Below are 23,486 nucleotides of genomic sequence, written 5' to 3'. Positions count from 1 at the left end.
GGGCGGGGATATCAATCATACCGGGGCAGGTCGCCAGAAGTGCGCGACCTCCCCCGCCATTTGGAGTGCCGAAGCGCTTATGCGTCGGCGGCGTCTGCCCCTGTCTCGCCGGTCGTGTCATCACTGCCGACCAGTTCGACCACTTCGAGGCCAAACCCGGACAAGGCAGAGAACTTCCACGGCGAGCTGAGCAGACGCATCCGGCCGACACCGAGATCCCGAAGGATCTGGGCACCGGTACCGGTGGTCAGATAGTTGCCCGCACCATCGGATTCGTTGGTGCGCGGCGTACGACGTCGTCCGAGGAAGACATCGAGACGATCCTTGTAATCCATCGCGTCGCTGCCGGTGTCCAGCAGTACCAGCACACCGGCATCGGCGGCGGCGACTTCAGCGAGCGCATCATTGAGCGCCCAGCTGCTGCTGCCCGGCTGACGCAGGGTCAGCAGGTCGCGCATCGGGTCCTGCACGTGCACGCGCACGGTGGTCAGAGACTCGGCATTCGGCGTGCCCTTGACCAGCGCCAGGTGGTGACGGCCCTGGATTCGATCGCTGAAGCAATGCAACGTCAGCTCGCCGAAGGCGGTCTCGACCTGCTCGCTGTCCAGCACTTCCACGGTCTGCTCATTGTGGATGCGATACTCGATCAGATCCGCAATGGTGCCGACCTTGAGGTCGTGCTCGGCGGCAAAGCGCTCGAGCTCTTCACGACGCGCCATGCTGCCGTCATCGTTCATGATTTCACAGATCACGCCGGTCGCGCCAAAGCCCGCCATGGATGCCAGGTCACAGGCCGCCTCGGTATGGCCGGCACGACGCAGCACACCACCCGGCTCCGCCATCAGCGGGAAGATGTGTCCCGGCTGGACGATGTCCTGCGGGCGCGCATTGCGCGCGGCGGCAGCCTGCACGGTCCGGGCGCGGTCAGCCGCCGAGATGCCGGTGGTGACGCCTTCGGTGGCCTCGATGGAGAGCGTGAACTTGGTGCCGAAGCCGGAACCGTTGGCCTGAACCATCAGTGGCAGCTGGAGCTGTTCGCAATGCTCACGCGACATCGGCATGCAGATCAAGCCACGCGCGTGGCGTGCCATGAAGTTGATGTGCTCGGCTGTCACGGCTTCCGCGGCGATGATGATGTCGCCTTCATTCTCACGATCCTCGTCATCCATGAGGATGACCATCTTGCCTTGCCGGATATCCTCGACGAGTGCTGCGATGCCTGATAGCGCCATGCTTGCTCCACTTTACGGGCTGCGCCGGCCCAAGTCGGACCCACGCGTATTATCAAAAAGTCGGGCGTCAGGGTACCCCGCCACCCCGTTTTGCGCCAGCACCCAGCGACGACGCTGTCGCCAGACGGCGGCAAGTGCTTGCGTGACAAGAAGAAATCAGTCGCCGCTCTCCTGCGGGCCTGGCGATGCTACTGGCACCGCGGTGATGCGCCAATCACGCCCCACCGCCCGGATATCGCGAATCTCGACCCGGCGCTGCTGCGCCATGCGATCCAGCCCCGGCAGTGCCAGCAGCGGACGAGCCTCGCCGCCCAGCAGCGTCGGGGCCATGAAGAGCTGCATCTCATCGACCAGGCCTGCCTGGATCATGGCCCCGGCCAGCACCGCACCGGTTTCCAGCAGCACCTCGTTGGCCTGCTCGTGCTCGGCCAGATAGCGCAGCAGAGCCTCGAGGTCCACGCGTCCATCCGCGCCGGCCGGTAGCGCCACCACTTCGGCACCGGCCGCCTCCAACAAGGTACGTCGCTCAGCCAGCGCCGCTGTCTCATCCGCGACACACACCAGCAGCGTACGACCGGATTGCGCCAGAATGCGCGCCGCCAGCGGCAGACGCAGGTGGCTATCCACCACCACGCGCAACGGCTGACGCGCCACCAGCGCCTCGAGTCCCAGCGGGTGGTCGTCGAGACCGAGCTGGTCGGCGCGTACATTGAGGCGCGAATCATCGAAGATGACCGACTCGATGCCGCTCATCACCACACTGGAGCGCGCGCGCAGACGCTGCACGGCGCTGCGCGCTTCAGGGCCGGTGATCCATTGGGATTCGCCGGAAGCCATCGCCGTGCGACCGTCCAGACTCATGGCCTGCTTGAGGCGCACGAAGGGCCGACCGCGTTCCATGCGTGACAGGAAGCCGGGATTGAGCGCTCGCGCCTCCTGCTCCAATACCCCGACCGTCACTGCGATGCCCGCGCCCTGCAGCAGCGCGATGCCGCGCCCGGCGACCTGCGGATTCGGATCACGCATCGCAATCACCACCCGAGAGACGCCCGCCGCGATCAGCGCCAGCGAGCAAGGACCGGTACGCCCGGTGTGGGAGCAAGGCTCCAGCGTCACATAGGCCACGCAGCCCAGCGCGCGCTCGCCCGCCTCTGCCAGCGCATTGACCTCGGCATGCCCTTCCCCGGCACGCACATGAAAGCCGCTCGCGATCACCTCGTCAGTCTCGGCCTCTACCAGGACACAGCCGACACGCGGATTGGGCTGCGTCGTGTAGCTGCCCAGCCGCGCCAGGCGCAGGGCGTGGGCCATGTGGCGCGCATCACGCGCCGAGGGAGCACTGCGTTCTCGAGAGTGACTGTCGCGAGAGTGGCTGTCACGGGGAGCATGAGAAGCATGAGGAGAAAGAGACATGCGATACCTTGGCGTGAAACGAGAGAAGGTCAGGCGGTGGCCATGCGGTGGCCACCCCTCCGAGGCCTGAAACCTGAGGCCCAGGATCCAGGGCCGAAGCCACGCGGCGTGACGCGACAGAGCCAGCAGACACAGGCCTCAAGGGCATCGACAAGGATGACCGTGTCGAGACATCAGGGGCGCGCGTCTTCCTCGCCCGGCAGGAAGCTGGGCTCCTGGGCGAGACGATCGATCTCGGCGCGGAATTCATCAAGATCCTGGAAGCGACGATAGACCGAAGCGAAGCGGATATAGGCGACCTGATCCAGCCGCTTGAGCTGTTGCATGACCTCATCACCGATGCGCCGCGCCTCGATCTCACGCTCGCCGGTGGCACGCAGACGCTGACGAATGCGCTCCACCGCGGCCTCGATCAGCTCGGAGGAAACCGGGCGCTTTTCCAGCGCACGCAGCATGCCGGCACGCAGCTTGTGCTCATCGAAGCTCTCGCGCGAGCCGTCGCCCTTGACCACGCGCGGCATGACCAGCTCCGCCGTTTCGTAGGTCGTGAAACGCTCACCGCAGGCCGCGCACTGGCGACGCCGCCGCACCTGGTCACCCTCGACCACCAGTCGGGAATCCGTGACCTTGGTTTCATGAGTTCCACAGAAGGGACAGTGCATGTTGGAGAGCCTGCTTGGGTGCGAGGTGGCTGCGGCCCCGCGCGAAGCACAGCGAGGAAGCGGCGCAGCGCAGCCGAATGACAGCGAATGGCGGGTATTGTAACCGTTAAGGCCCCGCCACGGGAGCCTATGTCAGCCCCGACCTATCTGAACTGGCCTTGGGGAGCGGCCAAAGGGTGACAGGAGTTTCCTGCATTGTCGCCCCGGGTGACGGGCCCCGCGGCGAAAGCATCCATCATCCTGCTCGGCAGGCTTGAAATCCCCGCGCGATAACCGAAAGATGACGTCAGGGTAAGCGCCTCACAAGGACGCTTGCCCGAGCCGTGGAATCCTTTCACGACTGGCGGCGGATGATCTCTGCCGCGAGACTGATCACGATGACGCAAGGAGCTGCGACATGGGAATCATTGCATGGATCATATTCGGTCTTGTTGCCGGCATCATCGCCAAGGTGATCGTGCCCGGCAAGGACCCGGGTGGCATCATCGTCACCAGCATCATCGGCATCCTGGGGGCCGTGGTCGGTGGCTGGGTCGGCACCCTGATGGGCTTCGGGGAAGTGACGGGATTCAATCTGGCCAGCTTTGTCATCGCCGTGCTCGGCGCCGTCATCCTGCTGATTCTGTATCGCGTGCTGCGCAAGTAAAGCGTGTCATGAAGCGCAGTGGCGTCAGCCGGCCTCAGGCCACATGACGCCAGACAGGACGGCCAGCCGGCACATGCAGGCTGGCCGTCCTCCCTTGCAGGCTTGACGAATCTGGCCCGAGGCGTGCATGACTCAGGGGTAAAGGCGCCAGGCCGCCACCCACGGGCGCCGCTGAGCGATGCGCCATTCAATGATTTCACCAGGCGACGACCAGTCGACTTCATCTGATGCGCGCCCGCCTGTCTCGCCATCGGCCCCGCAGGATGGCGCTGGCGCGCTTCACGAAGATCACCCGCGACACGCTCTGCCCATTGCGACTCACGCGGCAGAGCCAGACCGCTTTTGCTGCCACGAGGATTGCCCATGTCCGATACGTCATCTTCCGATCACTCGACTTCCACTGCAGCCGATCCCGCGCCGAGCGAGGGCAACGCCAGGCCACACGCCAGAGTCTCTCTCGCCAAACGTCTCTCGCAAGCTGATTTCCAGGCGCACGCCACACGTCTGCTCGCAGAGATCTATCCACAGCGTCATGAAGAAGTCCTCAGACGCCTGGAGACGGTACTGGACTTCCATCGCACGCGCCTCACCCCCCGCGTGCCGGAAGGCGAGCCGCTCTGGAGCGAGCGCGATCAGTGGCTGATCACCTACGGCGACAGCCTGCAGCAGGAAGGCGAGGCGCCACTGGCGACCCTGCACGACTTCCTCGCCAGCCGACTGGACGACAGCCTGTCCGGTGTCCACGTGCTGCCTTTCTTTCCGTGGAGCAGCGATGACGGCTTCAGCGTCATCCACTATCGCGAGGTCAATCCGGCCCTCGGCGATTGGCAGGACATCCGGCGCCTGAGCAAGCACCGCGACCTGATGGCAGACCTGGTCATCAATCACTGCTCGCGCGAGTCACTGTGGTTCGCCGACTATCTGGCCGGCGTGCAGCCCGGTCGCGACTACTTCATCGAGATGGACCCCGACACCGATGTCTCCGAGGTGGTGCGCCCGCGCCCGTCTGCCCTGCTCACGCCGGTGCATACCCGTCGTGGCCTGCGCCATCTTTGGGCAACCTTCTCGGATGACCAGATCGACCTGAACTTCGCCAATCCCGATGTGCTGCTCGAATTCATCGGCATCCTGCTTTATTACCTCGAGCAGGGCGCGGGCATCATCCGCCTCGATGCGGTGGCCTTCCTGTGGAAGCGCCAGGGTACCCCCTGCATCCACCTGCCGGAGACACACGCCGTGGTACGCCTGCTGCGCGCCATCGTCGACCATCTGGCGCCGGGGAGCCTGTTGATCACCGAGACCAACGTGCCCCATGCCGAGAACATGTCCTACTTCGGGCTCGATCGCCTGTCACAGCACGACCTCACCGCCATCGAGGACAGCGCCCAGGCCGATGAAGCGCACCTGATCTATCAGTTCACGTTGCCGCCACTGACGCTGCACACTCTGACCTCCGGCGATGCCAGCGCCCTGACCCAGTGGGCCGCCAGCCTGCCGTCGTTGCCCTCCGGCTGCAGCTACTTCAACTTCACCGCCAGTCACGACGGCATCGGCGTTCGCGCCCTTGAGGGCCTGCTGCCCGACCACGAGCGCGACACCCTGGTGCGACTGGTGCATGACTTCGGTGGCTACGTCAGCATGCGCGCCAACCCGGGCCGCGCCGACACCCCCTATGAGCTCAATATCAGCTACTTCGATGCGCTCAAGGGCACGCGGCGCGGCCAGGACCCATGGCAGATAGAGCGTTTCATCGCCAGTCAGACCCTGATGCTGAGCCTGCAGGGCATCCCGGGGCTGTATATCCACTCGCTGACCGCGACCCCCAATCACCAGGAAGGCGTCGAACGCGATGGCCATCTGCGCGCCATCAACCGCCGCAAGTGGCAGCGTGATGAACTGGAAGCGCTGTTGGCCAGCCCCAACACCGCAACCCATGAGGTCTTCCACGCCCTCAAGCGCCGGATGGCACTGCGCCGCAACGAACCCTGCTTCCACCCGGATGCCGACCAGAATGTCTTCGATGTCGGCCCGGACTTCTTCGTCTTCGAGCGTGTCACCCATGAAGGGCGTCGCTTGCTGTTCGCTCTCAATGTCACCGATCAGCCGCGCGTGCTGCCGCTGCCGGAAAGCTGGCAAGGCGTCGCGCTGACCGACCATCTGTGCCACGACAAGGCCTACGATCCCACCATGGCCCGCCGCCCCTATCAGGCGGCCTGGCTGATGGAGCAAACCGTGCGCCCGCCGGCCATCGAGGTCGTCTGACGCCCGCGCTTCTTCCCTCTGCCCACGACAACGGGGCTGCCACTGGCAGCCCCGTTGTCGTGGGTCTCGCTGTTTCCCGCCGCGAGCGTTACTGGTTGTCCAGCTCCACCGCTTCGTGCATGCGCTCGAGCAGGTCCGGTACGGCTGACTGCACCCGGTTCCAGCTGGGGATGAAGGGCTTGTCGCGCGGATTGTCGAGGAAGGCGCTGCCGGCATCCATGATGTTGGAGGCGAACAGCTCCACCGCCGCTTCCTCGCTGTGGCGGTCCACCGTCAGACCATTCATGACGGCATCGTTGTAGTAGGTCTCGATCAGGTCCAGCGCGATACGGTAGTAGGTCGCCTTGATGGTGCGGAAGGTCTCGCCGTGCATCTCGACGCCCAGCGTGGCCAGCTTGCGATACATCGCCTTGGCGATATCCAGACTCATGCGATTCAAGCCGCCCAACGCATCTTCCGCGGACAGCGGCTGGTGCTTGTGATCATAGGCATCGGCGATGTCCACCTGACACAGGCGCTTGGTGGAATAGTTGCGGTGGACCTCGGACAGCACGCCGATCTCCAGCCCCCAGTCACTGGGAATGCGGATGTCCGCCAGCACATCGGTGCGCATCGAGAACTCGCCGGACAGCGGATAACGATAGCTGTCGAGATAATCCAGGTACGGCAGCGGGCCATAGACCTTCTTGAGCGCCCGGATCAACGGCGTGACCATCAGGCGTGCCACGCGGCCATTGAGCTTGCCCTGGGCGATGCGCGAGTAGTAGCCCTTGCAGAACTCGTAGTTGAACTGCGGATGGGCCACCGGGTAGATCAGCCGTGCCAGCAGGCCGCGGTCATAGGTGACGATATCGCAGTCATGCAGTGCCACTGCCTCGGCTATGCCCGAGGCCTGCACGTAGCCTGAGCAGTACCAGACATTGCGCCCCTTGCCGGCCTCCATCGGCGCCAGGCCATGCTCGGTCAGCTCCTCATCCAGTGCCCGCAGGCGCGGCCCGTCGTTCCAGAGGATGCGGTGATGCTGCGGCAGGTGTGAGAAGAACTCCTTGGCATGCTCGAACTGGTCACGGTCGGCGCGGTCCAGCCCGATCACGATCTCGCTGAGGTAGGGCACCTGGGCCAGCTCCTCGACGATATGCTTGAGGGCGGGACCTTCCAGCTCGGAATACAGCGACGGCAGAATCAGGCTCATCGGTCGCTTGCGGGAGAAGCGCATCAGGTCCGCTTCGAGATCTTCCACCGGACGATCGGTCAGGTTATGGAAGTTGGTGATGATGCCATTCTGGTAAAAATCGCTCATGTCAGCTCCTTGTCATGCCGAAGACACGCATCAGGCAGGCGTCAGGCGCCCAGACCTCTGGATGTCCATTCTTCCGGCTGGCCATTGGCCAGCCAGTGACGCAATCCCTCGACCCATCCCTGCGGTCCGGGGAGATTGGCGCGAAAACAGCGGCGTTCATCCGCCAGTTGCGGATGATCGGCAAGCTCCAGATCACGCTGTGAGGTATCACCGACGCCGGGAATCAGCACAGCGTTGTCGACGGCGGCCAGCAGCGGCAGGTCATTGGCGCCATCACCGAAGCCCAGCGTCCAGGGGCGCACCCGCTCGCAGAGCCGGTAGCGGGCAATCAGATAGCGCGCTGCCACGCCCTTGTCGCTGTCCCCGGTCACATGGTGGAAGCGCCCTCCACGTGTCAGCTTGAGGCCATGGCTGGCCAGACGCGCACGAAAGTCCTCGAGACGCTCCGGCGCGTCACGCCACACCAGCGGCTCACTGGCATCACGCTGTCCCGCCAGGGCCGCATCCTCCTCCCCCAGCCCCGTCAGCTCGCTGACTCTCGCCACCGACATCGAGGCGAAGCCCTCGAAGGCGAATTCCCCGCTCAGCTGATCCAGTACCGCGAGAATCCTGTCGCGGGACATCGCCACCGCGATACGACACAGGCCGTGTGCATCCGGAGCGCCGGCCGCTTCCAGCGGGTAGGCGCTCAGCCAATCGGCAGGCAGCGCCACCACGCCGCCGTTCTCGGCGATCCATGGCTGGCCCGCCAGGCCCAGCGAGTCCATCAGCGGCGCCAGTTCCGCCGCCGTCTTGGAGGTATTGGGGACGACCCAGACACCGCGCGCGCGCAGGCGGGTCAGCCAGCTGCGCGCCGGGCCCGGCGAGTAATCGTGGTGATCCAGCAGCGAGCCATCCAGATCGGTCAGCAACAACAGCGGTGCTTGAGTCTCTGACATGTGAACTCTCCTCGTGAAGTGCTGCAGCGTGTCGGGGGTCACCTCGACAGGATCTCGTGGCACCGGACAGGCATTGCAAGAGCATTGCAGGGAATGTGCCAAGATGGTGCATCTGCCATGACAGCCTGCCCACTCTCATCGTGGCTGTGTTTGTGTGTCCGCTCATTTGCACCATAAAAGAGCACAAAGCCTGCCTTGCATGATGTCACGCCTCATGGCGGCGCAAATCCAACGTCACCAACGACGACGCCCTCGCATCTGCGAGGGCGTCGAGTCTACGGCTAAGTCTATTGAGCCTAGACCAGCCACAGCGACAGTTGCGGCCACAGCAGCAACATCGCCAGCACGCACAGCTGGATGGCGATGAATGGCAGCAGCGAGACGAAGATATCCTTGAGACTGATGCCTTCCGGTGCCACGCCTTTCAGATAGAAGGCGGCAGGCCCAAAGGGGGGCGACAGGAAGGACACCTGCATGTTGACCGCGAACAGCACGCCGAACCATACCGGGTCGTAGCCGAGCTGCACGATGATCGGCACGAAGATCGGCAGTGTCAGCATCGCGATGCCGATCCAGTCGAGGAACAGCCCCAACAGCAGCAGGATCGCCATCATCACCATGATGATTGCCAGCGGCGGGATATCCAGGCCGAGGATCATGCTCGACACGAAGCGGTTGCCGCCCATCAGGTTGTAGACCCCGACCAGCGCCGCCGCGCCGATACCGATCCAGATGATCATGCCGCAGGTGTTCATGGTCTGGGACAGCGCGCGCTGCATCAGGGTGATGGAGAACTCACCGCGCAGCATCACCGCCACCAGCACGCCGAAGCTGCCCATCGCCGCGGCTTCGGTCACCGAGGCCACGCCACCGTAGATGGAGCCCAGCACCAGCCCCGCGATGACCGCCGGCACACCGATGGCCTTGAGAAGCTCACGCTTGCTCTGGAAGCTGGCGCGGCGCTCTTCCTCCGGCATTACCGGCCCCAGTGAAGGGTTGCGCAGACAGCGGATCAGCACGTAGATGATGTAGCTTGCCATCAGCACGATGGCCGGGGTGATCGCCGCGGTGAACAGGTCCGCGATCGACTGGTTGGCGATCAGGCCATAGATGATCAGCACGATGGAGGGTGGCATCATGGTGCCCAGCGAGCCGCCGGCACACACCACGCCGATGGCGATGTGCTTGTCATAGCCGAGCCTGAGCATCTGCGGCAGCGCCAGAATCCCCAGCAGCACGATCTCTCCGCCGATGATGCCGGACATCGCGGCGAGGAAGAACGCCACCACGATGGTCTGGATCGCCACGCCACCGGGCAGGCGCCCTGCCATCACGCGCATGGCATTGAACAGGTCCCTGGCGATCCCCGAGCGGTCCAGCAGCGAGGCCATCAGCACGAACATCGGCACTGCCACCAGCGAATACTCGGTGACGAAGCCATAGACACGACTGGTGACCAGCGGCAGCGCCATCGGACCGAACCAGCCGAAGGTGTAGGCCAGCGCGACCAGGCCGGTGACGAAGGCCAGCGGCAGGCCGGTGACCAGCAGCGCGAAGATGCCGCCGACCAGCAGCATCGTAGCCGTTGCGATATCCATCAGCGCAGCTCCTTGTGGTCAGCTGCGGCGCCGGGAGTGGCGTCGGAGGCGTCATGAGACTCACTGCCACCCTCAGGCGGGCGGGACGAGAAGAAGGTCTGGTAGAGATGCCACAGCGCCTGCAGGGTCATCACCGCCAGCGCGAACAGGATCACGCCCTTGGTCAGCGCCGGAAACGGCGGATTCCATGAGGTGCCGGAGCGCTCCAGCTGCCACTCGCCCAGCGGACTGTGCGAGGCACGCCAGAACATCACCCAGCCTGCGTAACTCATCGCCAGACAGAAGACGAACGTCATCACGTCATTGAAGCAGTCCAGCACGTAGCGAAAGCGCGTGCCGACCAGGTCGTAGAGCACACGCACGCGAATGTGGCGATTATTGGCCAGTGCCGCCGGGCCACCCAGCGCGAAGCTGGTCGCGACCAGGAAGATCACCGTCTCATGCACCCAGGAGGTCGGCGAATCGAGGCCATAGCGCATCACTACCTCGAACACGCTGATCGCCATCGCCAACAATACCAACCACGCCGCGGCGCGCGTGCCCTTGCCGACCAGACGGTCCAGCGGCGTGCGCGTGCCCAGATTCGGGTCGTGGTCATCCGACGCCTCGGGTAGCCCCGGCGACGCCACATCATGTTCTGCCATATCGAATTCCTTGCTGACTCGCTGCCTCAAGGAGAATCGGCGCGCCCAGTGAGCACGCCGACCTTGATCTCCCGCGTCTTTATCGTTCTGCCACCTCGTGGCTGACAGAGTGGCTATCCGCGTGGCTAGCTGACTGGCGCCACGCGGCAACTGGCGCCCATCCCGCGCGCAAGCCGGCTCACATCAGGTTGCGGTCGGTCAGGAAGGTGACCACGGACTCGTAGACCTTGCCGGTCAGCTCGTTCTTCTCGGCCCATACCTTCCATTCCTGCTGGGCGATGCGACGGAACTTGGCGCGCTCTTCCGGCGCCATGTCGATCACCTCGATATCCGGATTGGCGCGCGCCGCGCTCACCGCCTTGAGGTCACGCGCCTTGAGGGTGAAGACCATGTCGTAGGCCATCGCGTCGGTGGCGGTCTCCATGATCGCCTTCAGATCCGCCGGCAGGCCGTCCCAGATGCCCTTGTTCATCGACACCGCCACCATCGGCAAGGAGTGGAAGCCCGGGTAGGACGGGTACTTGGCGAAGCTGTGCAGGCCCTGGTCATCATTGGTGGCGAAGACGGTGTAATCCGCCGCGTCGATCACGCCCTTCTCCAGGCCGGTATAGACCTCGGAGCCCGGCAGGTTGACGGGCGCCGCGCCGGCCTTCTGGAAGATGTTGTAGACCATGCCTTCCGGCGCACGCACCTTGAGGCCCTTGAGGTCATCGACGGTGCGTACCGGCTTCTTGGAGACGAAGGACTCAAGCCCGGTGGCGCCCGCGCCGATCAGGTGCACGCCGTAGGGCTCGACCAGCTCGTTGTAGAGCTCCTCACCGCCGCCGTGCTGCATGTACTCGAGATATTCCAGCGGGTCACCCCAGGCACCCACCAGGTTGCCCAGCATGCCGAAGGCCGGATTCTGGCCCGAGAAGTAGGACGGATCGGTCAGGTGGCCCTGCAGGATGCCGGCGCTGACGGCGTCCAGCGTCTGGTTGGCCTGCACCACGGCATTGACCGGCAGGATCTCGATGGCGATGCGGCCATCCGACATGGTCTTGATGCTGTCAGCCCAGGCCTTCTTGACCTCGAACTGCGGCTCCCCCGCCGTCTCGGAGGTCTGGAAGGTCCATTCGTATTCGGCCGCCCAGCTCGGTGTGGCGATCAGCGTGGCGGCCACGGCGGTGGACAGGGCCAGCGCCTTGAGCGTGACACGGGCGGGAGCGGCAGTGGTGAGCGGTGAGGTAGTGGAACGCGGCATGGTGAAACTCCTGGCTTGTTGTTATGACGTGTTATGACGTTCTGTGGTCAATGGAAGACGTGCAGACACTTTCCGGCGTGGCGAAACGCCGCGAGGTGCCGTTCACTCGCTTGACAGCGGTGCAGACAGGCTGGGCAGCTGGCCGAAGCGGCGCAGCAGCTCCAGCGGTTCCTGGGCGCGCCCGGCAGGATGGCTGCCTTCAGGGCCTGCAGGCATGGCCAGCCCGAGGTCCTGGCCGGTGCGGTCCAGCACATGCAGGGTCGCGGCGTGGGCGGCATCGGGCTGGCGCAGACGAATCGCTTCCATCACCGCGCGATGGCGGCCGAGGCTGTCACCCAGCTCCGAGGCATTGTGATTGGAGGTCGCCACCAGCAGGCTGATCGACGGCTTGAGCACATGGCCAAGCTGCGCCCAGATGACGTTGTGGGTCGCGGCGAAGATGGCGTCGTGGAAGGCGATATCGGCGCGGTCGAACTCCTCCATGGCGCTGCCACCATGCACCGCTGCGGCCATGCCGTCATAGGCCTGCTCGATGGCGGACAGGTCCTGGGCGGTGGCCTCGGTGGCCGCCAGGGCGGCGACGAAGGGTTCGATGGAGATGCGGAAGGCGTAGATGTCCCGCGCCAGCTGCGGATGCGGCATCGCGTAGCGTGTCATCCAGCCGGTCACGCGCGGATCGAGCAGATGCCACTCGCTGAGCGGATTGACGCGGGTGCCCTGGCCGGTGGTGCGGGTGAGAATCCCGGCATTGACCAGGCTCTGGATCGCGGTGCGCACGGTGGCGCGGCTCTGGGCGTGCTGATCGCACAGGTCCAGCTCACGAGGAATCAGGCTGCCCGGCGGGTAGCGATTCTCGAAGATGGCCTGCGCCAGCCATTCGGCGACATCGACACGCGCGGTCGAGGTGTCGCCGGGTGAGGCAGACGTTCCAGAAGAGGCATTGGCGCGCGGGCTGCCGCCAGCGGCACTCGTGGGGGGCGTGGTCATGATCGAACGTTCCTTGATGGCGTGGCGCGTCATTTGTAGCTCGCGTACATCCTTCACGGGATGCATCGCGGCGCGCTCTTGTCCGTCAAGGAATAGCCCATGTCAGACATGCCAACAAGACACCCTAGACCAAGGGTGAGACCCGACTTTGGTCACACCTTTACGCAACCCCCTGTTGCGAAAGGACTATTCAGGTACTGGCAATTTCCCGTGTGCTGGCGTCAGGCCGTGAATCGCACGCGGCCGATCGACACCGTACGCTCGGCACCGCTGTCCGCGACCACCGTTCTCAGCGCTTCCTCGCCTGCCGCGCCGAAGCTTGCCGACAGCTCGATCTGGCTGACGCCCTGGGCGACCAGCTCACTGACCAGCCGCTCGGCGGCTCTCAGCGTCCCCAGCGTGGCGACGGAAATGCGGACCTCGCCGCTGCCCTGGCTGCTCAGTGAGGTATTGCCGCTGTTCTCGACCAGAATCAGAAAGGCATGGTGCTGCATGACGGCCATGGAAGCCTCCTTGCACGAAGATGAACAGAGTATGTCCGGCATCGAGAATAGCGTAGCGCGTCCGCTCCCGGGCACAGGCTGATCTTTCTGAGCGCTGGTTGACCACTCTCCCACCCGGCTGTGCACCACGCCACTCGGCCTCGGCTGGCCGTGGTGCGGGCACAAAAAAACGCCTGCCGCTTGCGCGACAGGCGTTTCTCGTCTGGTGCATGACAGCGCAACGCCACTGTCAGCACTGCTGCGGTGAGGGCCAGCCGGGCTGGCACCTCATCACGCCTCAGGCGTAGACGGGCAGGCGTGCACAGACGGCGGATACCTTGGCCTGCACCTCGGCTTCGGCAGCGGCGGAATCGCCGGCGACCATCGCATCGAGGATGTCGCAGATCCAGCCGGCCAGTTCCAGACATTCCTGCTCCTGGAAGCCACGCGTGGTGACGGCCGGGGTACCGATACGCAGACCGGAAGTGACGAACGGCGACTGCGGGTCACCCGGTACGGCGTTCTTGTTGACGGTGATGTGGGCACGGCCCAGCGCAGCGTCAGCGTCCTTGCCGGTCAGGCCCTGCTTGACCAGAGACAGCAGGAACAGGTGGTCTTCAGTGCCGCCGGAGACGACTTCGAAGCCGCGCTCCAGGAACACGGACGCCATCGCCTTGGCGTTCTTGACCACTTGCTTCTGGTAAGCGGTGAAGGCCGGGTCCATCGCTTCCTTGAAGCAGACTGCCTTGGCCGCGATGACGTGCATCAGCGGGCCGCCCTGGCCACCCGGGAAGACAGCGGAGTTCAGCTTCTTCTCGATGTCGGCATCGCCTTCGGCGGACAGGATCAGGCCGCCACGCGGACCGCGCAGGGTCTTGTGCGTGGTGGTGGTGACGACGTGGGCGTGGGGCAGCGGGCTCGGGTAGACGCCAGCGGCGACCAGACCGGCCACGTGGGCCATGTCGACCAGCAGGTAGGCACCCACTTCGTCGGCGATCTTGCGGAACTCGGCCCAGTCGATGATCTGGGAGTAGGCGGAGAAGCCGGCGATGATCATCTTCGGCTTGTGCTCACGTGCCAGACGCGCGACTTCGGCGTAGTCGATCAGGCCGTTCTCGCCCAGACCGTACTGCACGGCGTTGTAGTGCTTGCCGGAGAAGTTCGGACGTGCACCGTGAGTCAGGTGACCCCCCGCGTCCAGGCTCATGCCCAGAATGGTGTCGCCCGGCGAGACCAGCGCCTGGAAGACGGCACTGTTGGCCTGGGAACCGGCGTGCGGCTGAACGTTGGCGTAGGTAGCACCGAACAGTTCGCAGGCACGATCGATGGCCAGCTGCTCGACCTTGTCGACGAACTCGCAACCACCGTAGTAACGCTTGCCCGGGTAGCCTTCCGCGTACTTGTTGGTCAGCTGGGAGCCTTGCGCCTGGATGACGCGGGGGCTGGCGTAGTTCTCGGAGGCGATCAGCTCGATGTGAGCTTCCTGGCGAACGACTTCGTCGTCCATGGCGCTCAGGAGCGCATCATCAAAACCGGCAATCTGCATGTCACGGGTGAACATCGGGTGTCCTCGCCTGAAGGGTGATGACGACAGCGAATTCCGGCGCGGCCGGCTCGCCATCTGGGGGTAAGATCAGGACCAGCATGATACCTCAGCCAGCGGTCCGATTCACATGAATCAGCATCATTGTTAACGCAAGACGGCCCCATGACCGAGACAACGATCATGAGGCCGCAGGTTGACGTCGTCAGGCGTCATCATCCGGCGCTGTGATGATGAGGCCTGATGGCGCTCACTGCAGCGCGCGCAGCCCCGCCATCGGCGGCTGGCGCCTAACTTCTCTCGACAGCCAGAAGCCCAGCCCGCCGATGAGCACGCCACCCGCCAGCGGCAGCAGCACCCACAGCCACGGATGCAGCACCACCGGCAGCCCCAGCCAGCCGGAATAGAGACCGACCGCCGCCCCTTCGGCGAGCATCGCCGCCAGCAGACCACTGAGCAGACCGAGCAGCACGAATTCCGCGGCCTGCAAGCGTGCCAGCAGTCCCTGGCCGGCGCCGAACACCTTGTACAGCGCGCCTTCGTGCTCACGTGCCGGACGACTGGCCACCAGCGCCGCGTAGAGCACGCTGGCTCCCGCCAGCAGCACCAGCCCCAGAATCAGCTCCACCGCACGCGACACCTGGGCGATCAGCTCCTGCACGCGGGTCAGGATGGCGTCGATATTGATCAATGACACGCTGGGATAGTCACGCACCAGCGGCGCCAGCTTGCGCTCATCCTCGAGATGAAACGCCGTCATGTAGCTGTGGGCGAAGCTCTCGAGCGCGCCGGGCGGGAAGATGACGTAGAAGTTGGGCAGGAAGCTGTCCCAGTCGACATGGCGCAGATTGACCACCTGCGCCTTGACGGTCTCGCTGCCGATGGTGAACGACAGGCTGTCACCGATGACCAGCCCCATGCGCTCGGCAAGCTCCTCCTCCATCGACACCGGCACGCCCTGCGTGGCGGCGAGGCGGCGGCGCGTCTCGCTGTCTGCCTCGGCGAAGTCTCTGATCGGCGCCCACTCGCCCGCCGACAGGCGGTTGTGGTCCGGCAGATCACGATGCCAGGTCAGGTTCAGCTCACGCTGCGGGACGCCCTGCTGCGCACCATCCCCCTCATCACTGCGTCCTTCCTGCATGCCGCCTGCCGCCGGCTGATCCGACTGGGCCGACGTATTGCTGCCAGCAGCCTGGAGTCGCTGCTGGGTGCGTCCCAGCAGCGACTCGCCCTTGAGCGCCGTGATGCGACCACGCACCATCGGGTAGAGCTCGCTCTGGCTGTCGCCGGCCTGCTCATCCACCATCGCGGTCAGTTGCTCGCCGAAGGCCTGCTGCTCTCCAGGCTGGATATTGATCGCGAAGTGATTGGGCGCATCGGTCGGGATCTGCGCCTGCCAGCGGGTAATCAGGTCACCGCGCACCAGCGCGATCAACGCCATCGCCGCGAAGGTCACGGCAAAGGCGACCAGCTGACCGAGACTGGCACCGCGTCGCCTGGCCAGCATGCCGCCGGCGAGGCGAATCGGGCGACTCCAGCCACCCTGACCGCGCATGCGCGCCACCACCTTGAGCATCAGCGACAGCAGCAGCTGCCCCACCACCATCAAGAGCCCCAGCGCGATGATGCCACCGACCAGCAGACCGGCCGCCAGACTGAGGTCACCCGAGTAGAGCCACATCAGGGCACCGAACACCAGACTGGCGATCGCCACCACCACCCACGCCGAGGCAGGCAGCGGGGCCAGTTCGCGCCGCAACACCTTGAGTGCGCTGACCTGACGCAGGCGCAGCAGCATCGGGCCGGCGAAGCCGACCAGCACCGCCAGCGCCGTCAGAATTCCCAACGCCAGCGGCAGCGGCCCCGGTGCGGGCAGCTCCAGCGGCAGGAAGCGCTCCAGCAACGCCACCAGTCCCATCTGGCCCAACAGGCCCAGCACCGCTCCCCCGGTACTCGCCAGCAGGGCCAACCAGCCGAGCTGGGCCGCGAACAGCCGTGACAGTTGACGCTGAGAGGCACCGAAGCAGCGCCACAGCGCGGCGCTATCCAGGTGGCGCTCCACATAGCGGCGCGTCGACATCGCCACCGCGACCCCGGCCAATAGCACCGCCACCAGCCCGGCCAGACTCAGGTACTTGTCGGCACGCTCCAGAGAGCGCCCGAGACGCGGGCGGTCTTCGCGCACGTCCTTGAGACGCACCTCGGCGTTGTCGGCACTCGCCAGCAGCGGCGCGATGGCATCACGTGCCTGCTGCACCGACGCCGGATCGCCCGCCGCCAGCAGGCGATATTCCATCCGCGAGCCGGGCTGGATCAGACCGGTGGCGTCGAGATCTTCCATGTTGAACATCAGGCGCGGGCTGAACTCGGAAAAGCCGCCCTGCTGATCAGGCTCACGCGTGATCAGGCCACTGATGGTGAGCTGCTTGCGCCCGACCGTCAGGGTATCGCCGACCTCGGCCGACAGCGCCATGGCCAGACGCGGCACGATCCACGCCTCGCCCGGCGGCGGGATCTCCGCGCGCGAGCTGGTGCCTGGCGCCTGAGCCTCCTCGTCCGTGGCGTCCGACTCCAGTTCCACCCGGCCGGCGAGCGGATAGCCCGGCGACACCGCCTTGAGACTCGACAGCACGAAGCTGTCGTCGTGGGAGGCCATCGAGACCATGCCCAGCTGCGGCGACATCTCAAGCCCCGCCGCGCGGAAGGCCTCGGCGAAGCGCGGATCGAGCGGGTTGCTGGACTCCAGCACCAGGTCCCCGCCGAGCAGCTGGCTCGCCTGACGATTGAGGCCGCGGTCGAGACGGTCAAGGAAGAAGCCGATCATGGTGGTCGCGGCGACCGCCAGCATCAGCGCCAGAAAGAGCGCGCGCACATCACTGGCACGCAGATCACGCAGCAGGCCACGCAGTGCCAGCGGCAGACGCGCCCCACGCGTGCGCTGGGCATTGGCGGAAGATGTCGCCGCGTGGTCAGACACCCGGGACTCAGACATCGTCGCCTCCTTGTGGCGTCGCCACGGCCGGTGCGCTCGCGTCATCCTTCCACTCCACCAGCTTGCCGGCCTCGAGATTCAGGCAGCGATCACAGCGCCTGGCCAGCGTCAGATCATGGGTGACCAGAATCAGCGTGGTGCCCCGCTCACGGTTGAGGGTGAACAGCAGCTCCGCGATGCGCTCGCCGGTGGCGGTATCCAGGTTGCCGGTCGGCTCATCGGCGAACACCAGCCCCGGCCCCGCGACGAAGGCACGCGCGATGGCCACGCGCTGCTGCTCGCCACCGGACAGATGACGCGGCAGGTGGTCGAGTCGCTCTCCCAGCCCGACCCGCGCCAGCCAGTCACGTGCCTGCGCCTCGATATCGCCCTGCGGGGCCAGTTCCAGCGGCATCAGCACGTTCTCCAGCGCCGTCAGCGTCGGCAGCAGCTGGAAGTTCTGGAACACGAAGCCGACCTGTCCCGCACGCAGCGCCGCACGGCCATCCTCGTCAAGCCCTGCAAGCGAGCTTCCGAACAGGCGGATATCGCCCTCGCTCGGGCTGTCCAGACCCGCCAGCAGGCCCAGCAGCGTCGACTTGCCGGAACCGCTGGCCCCGATGATGGCGACGCTTTCACCGGCCTGCACGGCAAGCTCCAGGTCCTCGAGGATGGTCAGGCGCCCTTCGCCACTGGTCACCCGCTGCGCCAGCCCGCTCACTTCCAGCACCGGTGCAGGCGTTGCGCTGGCCTGCGCGTCTGACGAGGTTTGATCCGACGCAGGGGTCACGTCGTTAATGGAGGCGTTATGTGACATCGTGTCTGCTCGCTTATGGTAGAGAACGGGGTGGGCACGAACTCCAGACCCCGAATCGGGTATGAATAGTGTGCAGATGATGGAGATGATGAATGCAGAAATGGCTAGTGAATCGCCGTGACACCCAGTGCCTGGCGAGCGGTGGCAGAGCCTCCGGCACGCCGGGGCTCAAGCGGCTGCGCAATGCCCTCGCCAGTACGGCACTGAGTCTCGTGGCCGTGCTGACACCTCAGATGGCGCTGGCCGATGCGCCGGCCCCGTGGCTGGTGGTCGGTGACTCCATCTCGGCCGGCTACGGCATCGACAGCAGCGAGGGCTGGGTCGCACTGCTCGACGAGCGCCTCGAGGACCGCCTGGGCAACGATGCGCCTGAGGTCATCAATGCCAGCATCAGCGGCGACACGACCGAAGGTGGCCTCAATCGTCTGCCGGCCCTGCTCGAGCGACACGACCCTTCACTGGTGATGATCGAACTGGGCGGCAACGACGGTCTGCGTGGCCTGCCACCCGCCCGCATGCAGGCCAATCTGGCCAGCATGATCGAGGCCGTGGAAGACGCCGATGCCCAGCCCGTGCTGCTCGGCATCGAGATTCCGCCCAATTACGGCCCGGCCTACACCGATGCCTTCCGTCAGGTTTACCGGGATCTGGCCGACGAATATTCCGTGCCGCTGGTGCCCTTCATCCTCGAAGGCATCGCCACGGCCCCGGCCAGCGAGAAGCTGATGCAGCAGGACCGCATCCACCCCACCGCCAAGGCACAACCGCAGCTGCTCGACACCATCTGGCCGACACTCGCGCCACTGGCGCAACACGCGACGTCAGCGGAGTAATCAATATCAGGCGCGGCGCATGTCTCGCCAGCTTGCATGCGCCTACCTTGCCGCGAGATGACAATCCGCACCTGGCTGATCAATGCCTGTCAGGCAGGCCACCGGGGCCATGAGGCCTTGCATCGCTGACTCCAACAGCCCTGCCACCGAGTCGCCGCTGAGCGCCGATCGCCAGTCCCCGGGGCCAGGCCCCATCCTCACAGGGAGTACTGCCATGAGTAAATCCAACAACAGGAAGGCGGATGTCGGCAAGGCGCATTCGAAGGCCAAGGATGCCAGGAGCAAGGACACCATGGGCAAGGCCGGCAAGAAGCACGCCACTGGCGATGCCCCGCGCATGACGCTGGGGCCGGTCTCCAGTGACGCCTACCCCTACGACGAGCGCCTCAAGCGCAAGGTCTATGAAGCCGAGAAGCGCGCGCTGCAGATTGAGCTGCTCAAGGTGCAGCATTGGCTGCGTGACAGTGGCGGACGCCTGGCCATCGTCTTCGAGGGGCGTGACGCCGCCGGCAAGGGCGGCACCATCAAGCGCTTCATGGAGTATCTCAATCCGCGTTTCGCGCGCATCGTCGCCCTCGACAAGCCCAATGAGACGGAAAAGGGCCAGTGGTATTTCCAGCGCTATGTCTCGCGCTTTCCCGCCAGTGGGGAAATCGTGCTGTTCGATCGCAGCTGGTACAACCGCGCGGGGGTCGAGGCGGTGATGGGGTTCGCCACGCCGGAAGAAGTCGAACGCTTCCTGGTTCAGGTGCCCCAGCAGGAGCGTCTGTGGGTCGAGGATGGCCTGCACCTGGTCAAGCTGTACTTCTCGGTGTCCCGCGAGGAGCAATCGATCCGCTTCGCCAAGCGCGCCGCCGACCCGTTGACCCACTGGAAGCTGTCACCGATGGACGCCGTGGCGCAGGAGAAATGGGATGAGTACACCGATGCCGCCGAGGCGATGTTCGCGCGCACGCACAGCGATCATGCCCCCTGGACGCTGATCCGCTCCGACGACAAGCGCCGGGCCCGTATCGGCGCGCTGCGCCATGTGCTCAGTCAGCTCGACTACCCCGGCAAGGACAAGAAGATGATCGGCACCCCGGACCCGTTGATTGTGGTGGATGCCGATCGCCTCATCCTGCCCGACGACTGACGATCGAGTGGCGGGCTGTGCACTGACGGCGCAGCTCGCTCAGGTCGACCGTGACAGCTCCGCCGGCGCCTTCTGCAGCTGCTGCAGACCGAGTCCGGCCAGAATCAGCACCAGCCCTGCCAGCGTCGAGGTCAGAATCGGCTCGCCGACGATGAAGTGCAGAAGCGTCAATGAGATGGGGGGCGACAGGAAGATCAGATTGGAGACCTTGGCGGTGCGCGATACCTTGTGCACCGCCAGCTGCCAGAGCACGAAGGCAATGCCCATCTCGCACAGGCCGACATAGATACCCGCCGTCAGCGCCTGGGGGTTGGCGCCTGCGCCGATGAAGTTGCCAAATCCCGGCCCGAAGGCCACCAGCAGCGTCAGCACCGGCAAGGCGATGCTGAAGTTCTGCCACTGGGCGACCAGCGGCGCGCGCGGATCACGCGCATTGAGCAACCAGTAGAGCGCCCATAGCAGGGTCGAGCCCAGCGCCAGCCCGACGCCCAGCGGGTCGGCGAAGGCGACATCGAATATCTCGCCTCGCGTGGCGATGGTCCAGACACCAGCGTAGGCAATCAGCCCCGCCGCGACGTCGATGCGCGTCAGGCGCTGCGCGAGAATCGGCACGGCGAGAAAGGCCATCGCCAGCGCCCAGGTGTAATTGAGCGCCATCGCCTCCTGGCCCGGCAGCCGCGCGTAGGCGCCGAACAGCACCAGATAGTAGCCGACCGGATTCATCAGGCCAGCCCAGAGTGCCGTGCGCCAACCGCCCCGCCAGCCGGTGGTGAGCGCTTCGCGCAGCTTGCCCTGACGCCACATCAGCACGCCGATCAACAGCCACGACACCAGTGCCGCCAGCCATACAAGCTCCAGCGGCGACATCTGCGCAAGTGCCAGCTTGAAGGCGGTCGCCACCGTCGACCACAGGGCCACGGCACCCAGACCGTAGAGCATGGCTTCCCTATCCTGACTCATGGCATCCTTCCTCGCATTTCGGGTATCGCCTTCCTGGCGATGAGTGGCATGGCGATGGCAGCGACACTGCCCACGGCCTGACATTCGAGCATCGCGTGCCCTGCCCGCTGCTGCAAGCCGCGCCACCAAAAAGGAATTTCGTGAATGAGTGACGCCACCGATCCGCAAGCCGCGCCGACACCTGCGCCCCCCGCGGAAGATCCCCCGATCACGGCACTGGTCAGCGCCTATCGCCTGGATGGCAAGGGCGGCGCCAGACTGCTCGATGATGACAGCCTGCGTGAGCAATGGCAGGACCCCGACGCGCTGATCTGGATGCACCTCGATTACACCCGCGGCGACGTCAATGACTATCTGGACGACCTTGCCCAGCTGGATGAGCCAAGCATCGAGGCCCTGACCGAGCTGGACACCCGCCCGCGCGTGGCGCGCTTCGGCGGCGGCATGGTCACCACGCTGCGCGGCATCAACCTCAATCCCGGCGCCGCGCCGGAAGACCTGCTGTCACTGCGCCTGTGGATGAGCCCGACCCGCCTGATCACCCTGCGCCGCCGACCGTTCCAGTCAATCACTCAGGTGCGTGAGCAACTGGAAGCCGGCCAGGGCGCGGAAAGCATCTCCTGGCTGCTGGCGATGCTCAGCGATGCGCTGGTCGATCGCGTGGCGGAGCTCAGCCATCGCCTCGATGAGCAGCTCGCCATCCTCGAGGAAGACCAGCTCAATGATGTCGAGATCGACCCCGATGACATTACGCGCCTGCGGCGTCCCCTGATCACCCTGCGACGCTTCATGGGGCCGCAGCGCGACTGTCTGGCACAACTCTCCCAGGGGCCATTGTGGATCGATGAACAGGCGCGTCTGGACCTGCGCGAGATCGCCAACCAGCTGTCGCGCTACGTGGAGGATTTTCAGGCCATGCAGGAACGCGCGCTGATCATCCATGAACAGCGCATGAGCGAGCACAACGAACAGCTCAACCAGCGCATGTATCTGCTGTCGGTCATCACCGCCGTCTTCCTGCCGCTGGGCTTTCTCACCGGCCTGCTGGGGGTCAACGTCGGCGGCATACCGGGCAGCGACAGCCAGTGGGGCTTCGCTGCCTTCGTCGGCATCACGCTGGGCGTGGTGGCGATGCAGCTGTGGCTGCTCAAGCGCAAGAAGTGGTGGTGAGCGCGCCCAAGGCGGAGCAAGCGCTGCTTACGCGCCCTGCTCACGACTGGCGCGGTCGATATGACCCAGATCGCGCTCAGGATCGAGCACATCACGCACGCGTTGCTTGAGGTCACGACTGTCAGGGAAGCCGCCGTCGCGCTTGCGCTCCCACAACACCAGCCACTCCGAATCTGGAGTGGCCTGGCACAGCACCTCGAAATGGCCGCCGTGACTCGGCGCCAAGGCCACCTCACCGAGGTCTTCCCCGAAGGTGGACAGCAGTTCCTGTGCATACCAGGCCGCTCGCAACAGCCAGTTGCAGCCGGTGCAGTAGTGAATCCGGACTTTCAGCGTGGATGCCTGATCCATGGTGGTGCCTGCTCCAATCAATGATGTAATGATCACTTCACTGCACTGTCGCGCAATGGTCAACACCATAAAGCTACACACAAACTGTACATAAACTATACTCGGCGCAGTCATTCCTTCAGTTGAGGTCGCACTGCGATCGATCCTTCTTCAACCGGCAGTACGGACGTGATCTGCATCACGACTTCCCGTAAACGACGCCGATAGCGGAGCCCTGGCCACATGTCACCCCTGCCTTCCTCTACCGAGGCCTCCTCACCGACAGACGCTAAAGACCGCGAGACTGAGCGGGAGTCTGC

The 23,486-nt window shown here is 65.1% G+C and carries 20 protein-coding genes; 5 read left to right on the top strand and 15 right to left on the bottom strand.

The genetic code is table 11. The annotated features are described in order from the left end of the window. Positions 1 to 77 precede the first annotated feature (77 nt). The 3 genes from ribBA to nrdR all read right to left on the bottom strand — a co-directional run bounded on the left by ribBA (position 78) and on the right by nrdR (position 3,307). Positions 78 to 1,232 carry a bifunctional 3,4-dihydroxy-2-butanone-4-phosphate synthase/GTP cyclohydrolase II gene (gene ribBA / locus QQF40_RS10355; protein WP_285461252.1) on the bottom strand — a complete coding sequence of 385 codons (1,155 nt, stop codon included), beginning with the start codon at positions 1,230 to 1,232 and terminating at the stop codon, positions 78 to 80. A 156-nt stretch (positions 1,233 to 1,388) separates the two neighbouring features. Continuing rightward, positions 1,389 to 2,543: a bifunctional diaminohydroxyphosphoribosylaminopyrimidine deaminase/5-amino-6-(5-phosphoribosylamino)uracil reductase RibD gene (gene ribD, locus QQF40_RS10350; RefSeq protein WP_285461251.1), complete on the bottom strand. Its 1,155-nt coding sequence runs from the start codon at positions 2,541 to 2,543 to the stop codon at positions 1,389 to 1,391. 275 nt (positions 2,544 to 2,818) lie between these two features. Next, a complete protein-coding gene (nrdR, locus tag QQF40_RS10345) occupies positions 2,819 to 3,307 on the bottom strand; it encodes a transcriptional regulator NrdR (RefSeq protein WP_043331377.1) in 489 nt (162 codons plus the stop codon). 397 nt (positions 3,308 to 3,704) lie between these two features. On the opposite strand from nrdR, the gene QQF40_RS10340 reads away from it, so the two are divergent. Next, a complete protein-coding gene (locus QQF40_RS10340; protein WP_166018817.1) occupies positions 3,705 to 3,953 on the top strand; it encodes a GlsB/YeaQ/YmgE family stress response membrane protein in 249 nt (82 codons plus the stop codon). Between the two features lie 363 nt (positions 3,954 to 4,316). After that, the gene (locus QQF40_RS10335) at positions 4,317 to 6,215 is read left to right on the top strand and encodes a sugar phosphorylase (RefSeq protein ID WP_175088542.1); all 1,899 of its coding nucleotides are present in this window, start codon (positions 4,317 to 4,319) and stop codon (positions 6,213 to 6,215) included. An 88-nt stretch (positions 6,216 to 6,303) separates the two neighbouring features. On the opposite strand, the gene QQF40_RS10330 is transcribed toward QQF40_RS10335, so the two are convergent. The 10 genes from QQF40_RS10330 to QQF40_RS10285 all read right to left on the bottom strand — a co-directional run bounded on the left by QQF40_RS10330 (position 6,304) and on the right by QQF40_RS10285 (position 18,738). Next, positions 6,304 to 7,515 (bottom strand): glycosyltransferase family protein, encoded by a 1,212-nt coding sequence (locus QQF40_RS10330; RefSeq protein WP_175088541.1) that lies wholly within the window; start codon positions 7,513 to 7,515, stop codon positions 6,304 to 6,306. A 41-nt stretch (positions 7,516 to 7,556) separates the two neighbouring features. Further along, complete coding sequence (locus tag QQF40_RS10325) at positions 7,557 to 8,453, bottom strand: HAD-IIB family hydrolase (protein WP_285461250.1); 897 nt, start codon at positions 8,451 to 8,453, stop codon at positions 7,557 to 7,559. A gap of 296 nt (positions 8,454 to 8,749) precedes the next feature. Continuing rightward, positions 8,750 to 10,051 carry a TRAP transporter large permease gene (locus tag QQF40_RS10320; protein WP_175088539.1) on the bottom strand — a complete coding sequence of 434 codons (1,302 nt, stop codon included), beginning with the start codon at positions 10,049 to 10,051 and terminating at the stop codon, positions 8,750 to 8,752. Next, positions 10,051 to 10,695 (bottom strand): TRAP transporter small permease subunit, encoded by a 645-nt coding sequence (locus QQF40_RS10315; protein ID WP_285461249.1) that lies wholly within the window; start codon positions 10,693 to 10,695, stop codon positions 10,051 to 10,053. Before QQF40_RS10315 ends, QQF40_RS10320 begins: the two co-directional genes overlap by 1 nt. A 178-nt stretch (positions 10,696 to 10,873) precedes the next feature. Next, entirely contained in the window at positions 10,874 to 11,938 is a 1,065-nt protein-coding gene (locus QQF40_RS10310) for a TRAP transporter substrate-binding protein (protein ID WP_285461248.1), read from the bottom strand. Positions 11,939 to 12,040: 102 nt separating this feature from the next. After that, a complete protein-coding gene (locus QQF40_RS10305) occupies positions 12,041 to 12,925 on the bottom strand; it encodes a FadR/GntR family transcriptional regulator (RefSeq protein WP_285461247.1) in 885 nt (294 codons plus the stop codon). Between the two features lie 221 nt (positions 12,926 to 13,146). Further along, positions 13,147 to 13,428 (bottom strand): hypothetical protein, encoded by a 282-nt coding sequence (locus QQF40_RS10300; protein ID WP_107336213.1) that lies wholly within the window; start codon positions 13,426 to 13,428, stop codon positions 13,147 to 13,149. 277 nt (positions 13,429 to 13,705) lie between these two features. Beyond that, positions 13,706 to 14,968 (bottom strand): serine hydroxymethyltransferase, encoded by a 1,263-nt coding sequence (gene glyA / locus QQF40_RS10295; RefSeq protein ID WP_175088535.1) that lies wholly within the window; start codon positions 14,966 to 14,968, stop codon positions 13,706 to 13,708. A gap of 232 nt (positions 14,969 to 15,200) precedes the next feature. Beyond that, complete coding sequence (locus QQF40_RS10290; RefSeq protein ID WP_285461246.1) at positions 15,201 to 17,942, bottom strand: ABC transporter permease; 2,742 nt, start codon at positions 17,940 to 17,942, stop codon at positions 15,201 to 15,203. Next, positions 17,935 to 18,738, bottom strand: coding sequence for an ABC transporter ATP-binding protein (locus QQF40_RS10285; RefSeq protein ID WP_175088533.1), 804 nt, complete (start codon positions 18,736 to 18,738; stop codon positions 17,935 to 17,937). Before QQF40_RS10285 ends, QQF40_RS10290 begins: the two co-directional genes overlap by 8 nt. A 92-nt stretch (positions 18,739 to 18,830) precedes the next feature. Between QQF40_RS10285 and QQF40_RS10280 the strand changes: the two genes are divergently transcribed. Then, entirely contained in the window at positions 18,831 to 19,571 is a 741-nt protein-coding gene (locus tag QQF40_RS10280; RefSeq protein ID WP_352230734.1) for an arylesterase, read from the top strand. A 214-nt stretch (positions 19,572 to 19,785) separates the two neighbouring features. Further along, on the top strand, positions 19,786 to 20,706 hold the full coding sequence (gene ppk2 / locus QQF40_RS10275) for a polyphosphate kinase 2 (protein WP_285461245.1): 921 nt from the start codon (positions 19,786 to 19,788) through the stop codon (positions 20,704 to 20,706). Positions 20,707 to 20,745: 39 nt separating this feature from the next. On the opposite strand, the gene QQF40_RS10270 is transcribed toward ppk2, so the two are convergent. Continuing rightward, positions 20,746 to 21,666, bottom strand: coding sequence for a DMT family transporter (locus QQF40_RS10270; protein ID WP_175088531.1), 921 nt, complete (start codon positions 21,664 to 21,666; stop codon positions 20,746 to 20,748). Positions 21,667 to 21,810: 144 nt separating this feature from the next. Here QQF40_RS10270 and QQF40_RS10265 point away from each other — a divergent pair, with 144 nt between their 5' ends. Next, on the top strand, positions 21,811 to 22,836 hold the full coding sequence (locus QQF40_RS10265) for a zinc transporter ZntB (protein ID WP_285461244.1): 1,026 nt from the start codon (positions 21,811 to 21,813) through the stop codon (positions 22,834 to 22,836). 27 nt (positions 22,837 to 22,863) lie between these two features. On the opposite strand, the gene QQF40_RS10260 is transcribed toward QQF40_RS10265, so the two are convergent. Further along, on the bottom strand, positions 22,864 to 23,187 hold the full coding sequence (locus QQF40_RS10260) for an Rdx family protein (protein WP_175088529.1): 324 nt from the start codon (positions 23,185 to 23,187) through the stop codon (positions 22,864 to 22,866). Between the last annotated feature and the right edge of the window lie 299 nt (positions 23,188 to 23,486).

It is taken from the genome of Cobetia sp. LC6, assembly GCF_030264805.1.
Lineage (GTDB): Bacteria > Pseudomonadota > Gammaproteobacteria > Pseudomonadales > Halomonadaceae > Cobetia.
The sequence above is the reverse complement of the archived record's forward strand: the minus strand, read 5'-3'. Positions and strand labels throughout refer to the sequence as shown.

Excerpts from the sequence above, each read along its gene's own strand:
- ribBA (WP_285461252.1), bottom strand. The coding sequence starts at position 1,232 with ATGGCGCTATCAGGCATCGCAGCACTCGTCGAGGATATCCGGCAAGGC.
- ribD (WP_285461251.1), bottom strand. The coding sequence starts at position 2,543 with ATGGCCCACGCCCTGCGCCTGGCGCGGCTGGGCAGCTACACGACGCAG.
- nrdR (WP_043331377.1), bottom strand. The coding sequence starts at position 3,307 with ATGCACTGTCCCTTCTGTGGAACTCATGAAACCAAGGTCACGGATTCC.
- QQF40_RS10340 (WP_166018817.1), top strand. The coding sequence starts at position 3,705 with ATGGGAATCATTGCATGGATCATATTCGGTCTTGTTGCCGGCATCATC.
- QQF40_RS10335 (WP_175088542.1), top strand. The coding sequence starts at position 4,317 with ATGTCCGATACGTCATCTTCCGATCACTCGACTTCCACTGCAGCCGAT.
- QQF40_RS10330 (WP_175088541.1), bottom strand. The coding sequence starts at position 7,515 with ATGAGCGATTTTTACCAGAATGGCATCATCACCAACTTCCATAACCTG.
- QQF40_RS10325 (WP_285461250.1), bottom strand. The coding sequence starts at position 8,453 with ATGTCAGAGACTCAAGCACCGCTGTTGTTGCTGACCGATCTGGATGGC.
- QQF40_RS10320 (WP_175088539.1), bottom strand. The coding sequence starts at position 10,051 with ATGGATATCGCAACGGCTACGATGCTGCTGGTCGGCGGCATCTTCGCG.
- QQF40_RS10315 (WP_285461249.1), bottom strand. The coding sequence starts at position 10,695 with ATGGCAGAACATGATGTGGCGTCGCCGGGGCTACCCGAGGCGTCGGAT.
- QQF40_RS10310 (WP_285461248.1), bottom strand. The coding sequence starts at position 11,938 with ATGCCGCGTTCCACTACCTCACCGCTCACCACTGCCGCTCCCGCCCGT.
- QQF40_RS10305 (WP_285461247.1), bottom strand. The coding sequence starts at position 12,925 with ATGACCACGCCCCCCACGAGTGCCGCTGGCGGCAGCCCGCGCGCCAAT.
- QQF40_RS10300 (WP_107336213.1), bottom strand. The coding sequence starts at position 13,428 with ATGGCCGTCATGCAGCACCATGCCTTTCTGATTCTGGTCGAGAACAGC.
- glyA (WP_175088535.1), bottom strand. The coding sequence starts at position 14,968 with ATGTTCACCCGTGACATGCAGATTGCCGGTTTTGATGATGCGCTCCTG.
- QQF40_RS10290 (WP_285461246.1), bottom strand. The coding sequence starts at position 17,942 with ATGTCTGAGTCCCGGGTGTCTGACCACGCGGCGACATCTTCCGCCAAT.
- QQF40_RS10285 (WP_175088533.1), bottom strand. The coding sequence starts at position 18,738 with ATGTCACATAACGCCTCCATTAACGACGTGACCCCTGCGTCGGATCAA.
- QQF40_RS10280 (WP_352230734.1), top strand. The coding sequence starts at position 18,831 with ATGCAGAAATGGCTAGTGAATCGCCGTGACACCCAGTGCCTGGCGAGC.
- ppk2 (WP_285461245.1), top strand. The coding sequence starts at position 19,786 with ATGAGTAAATCCAACAACAGGAAGGCGGATGTCGGCAAGGCGCATTCG.
- QQF40_RS10270 (WP_175088531.1), bottom strand. The coding sequence starts at position 21,666 with ATGAGTCAGGATAGGGAAGCCATGCTCTACGGTCTGGGTGCCGTGGCC.
- QQF40_RS10265 (WP_285461244.1), top strand. The coding sequence starts at position 21,811 with ATGAGTGACGCCACCGATCCGCAAGCCGCGCCGACACCTGCGCCCCCC.
- QQF40_RS10260 (WP_175088529.1), bottom strand. The coding sequence starts at position 23,187 with ATGGATCAGGCATCCACGCTGAAAGTCCGGATTCACTACTGCACCGGC.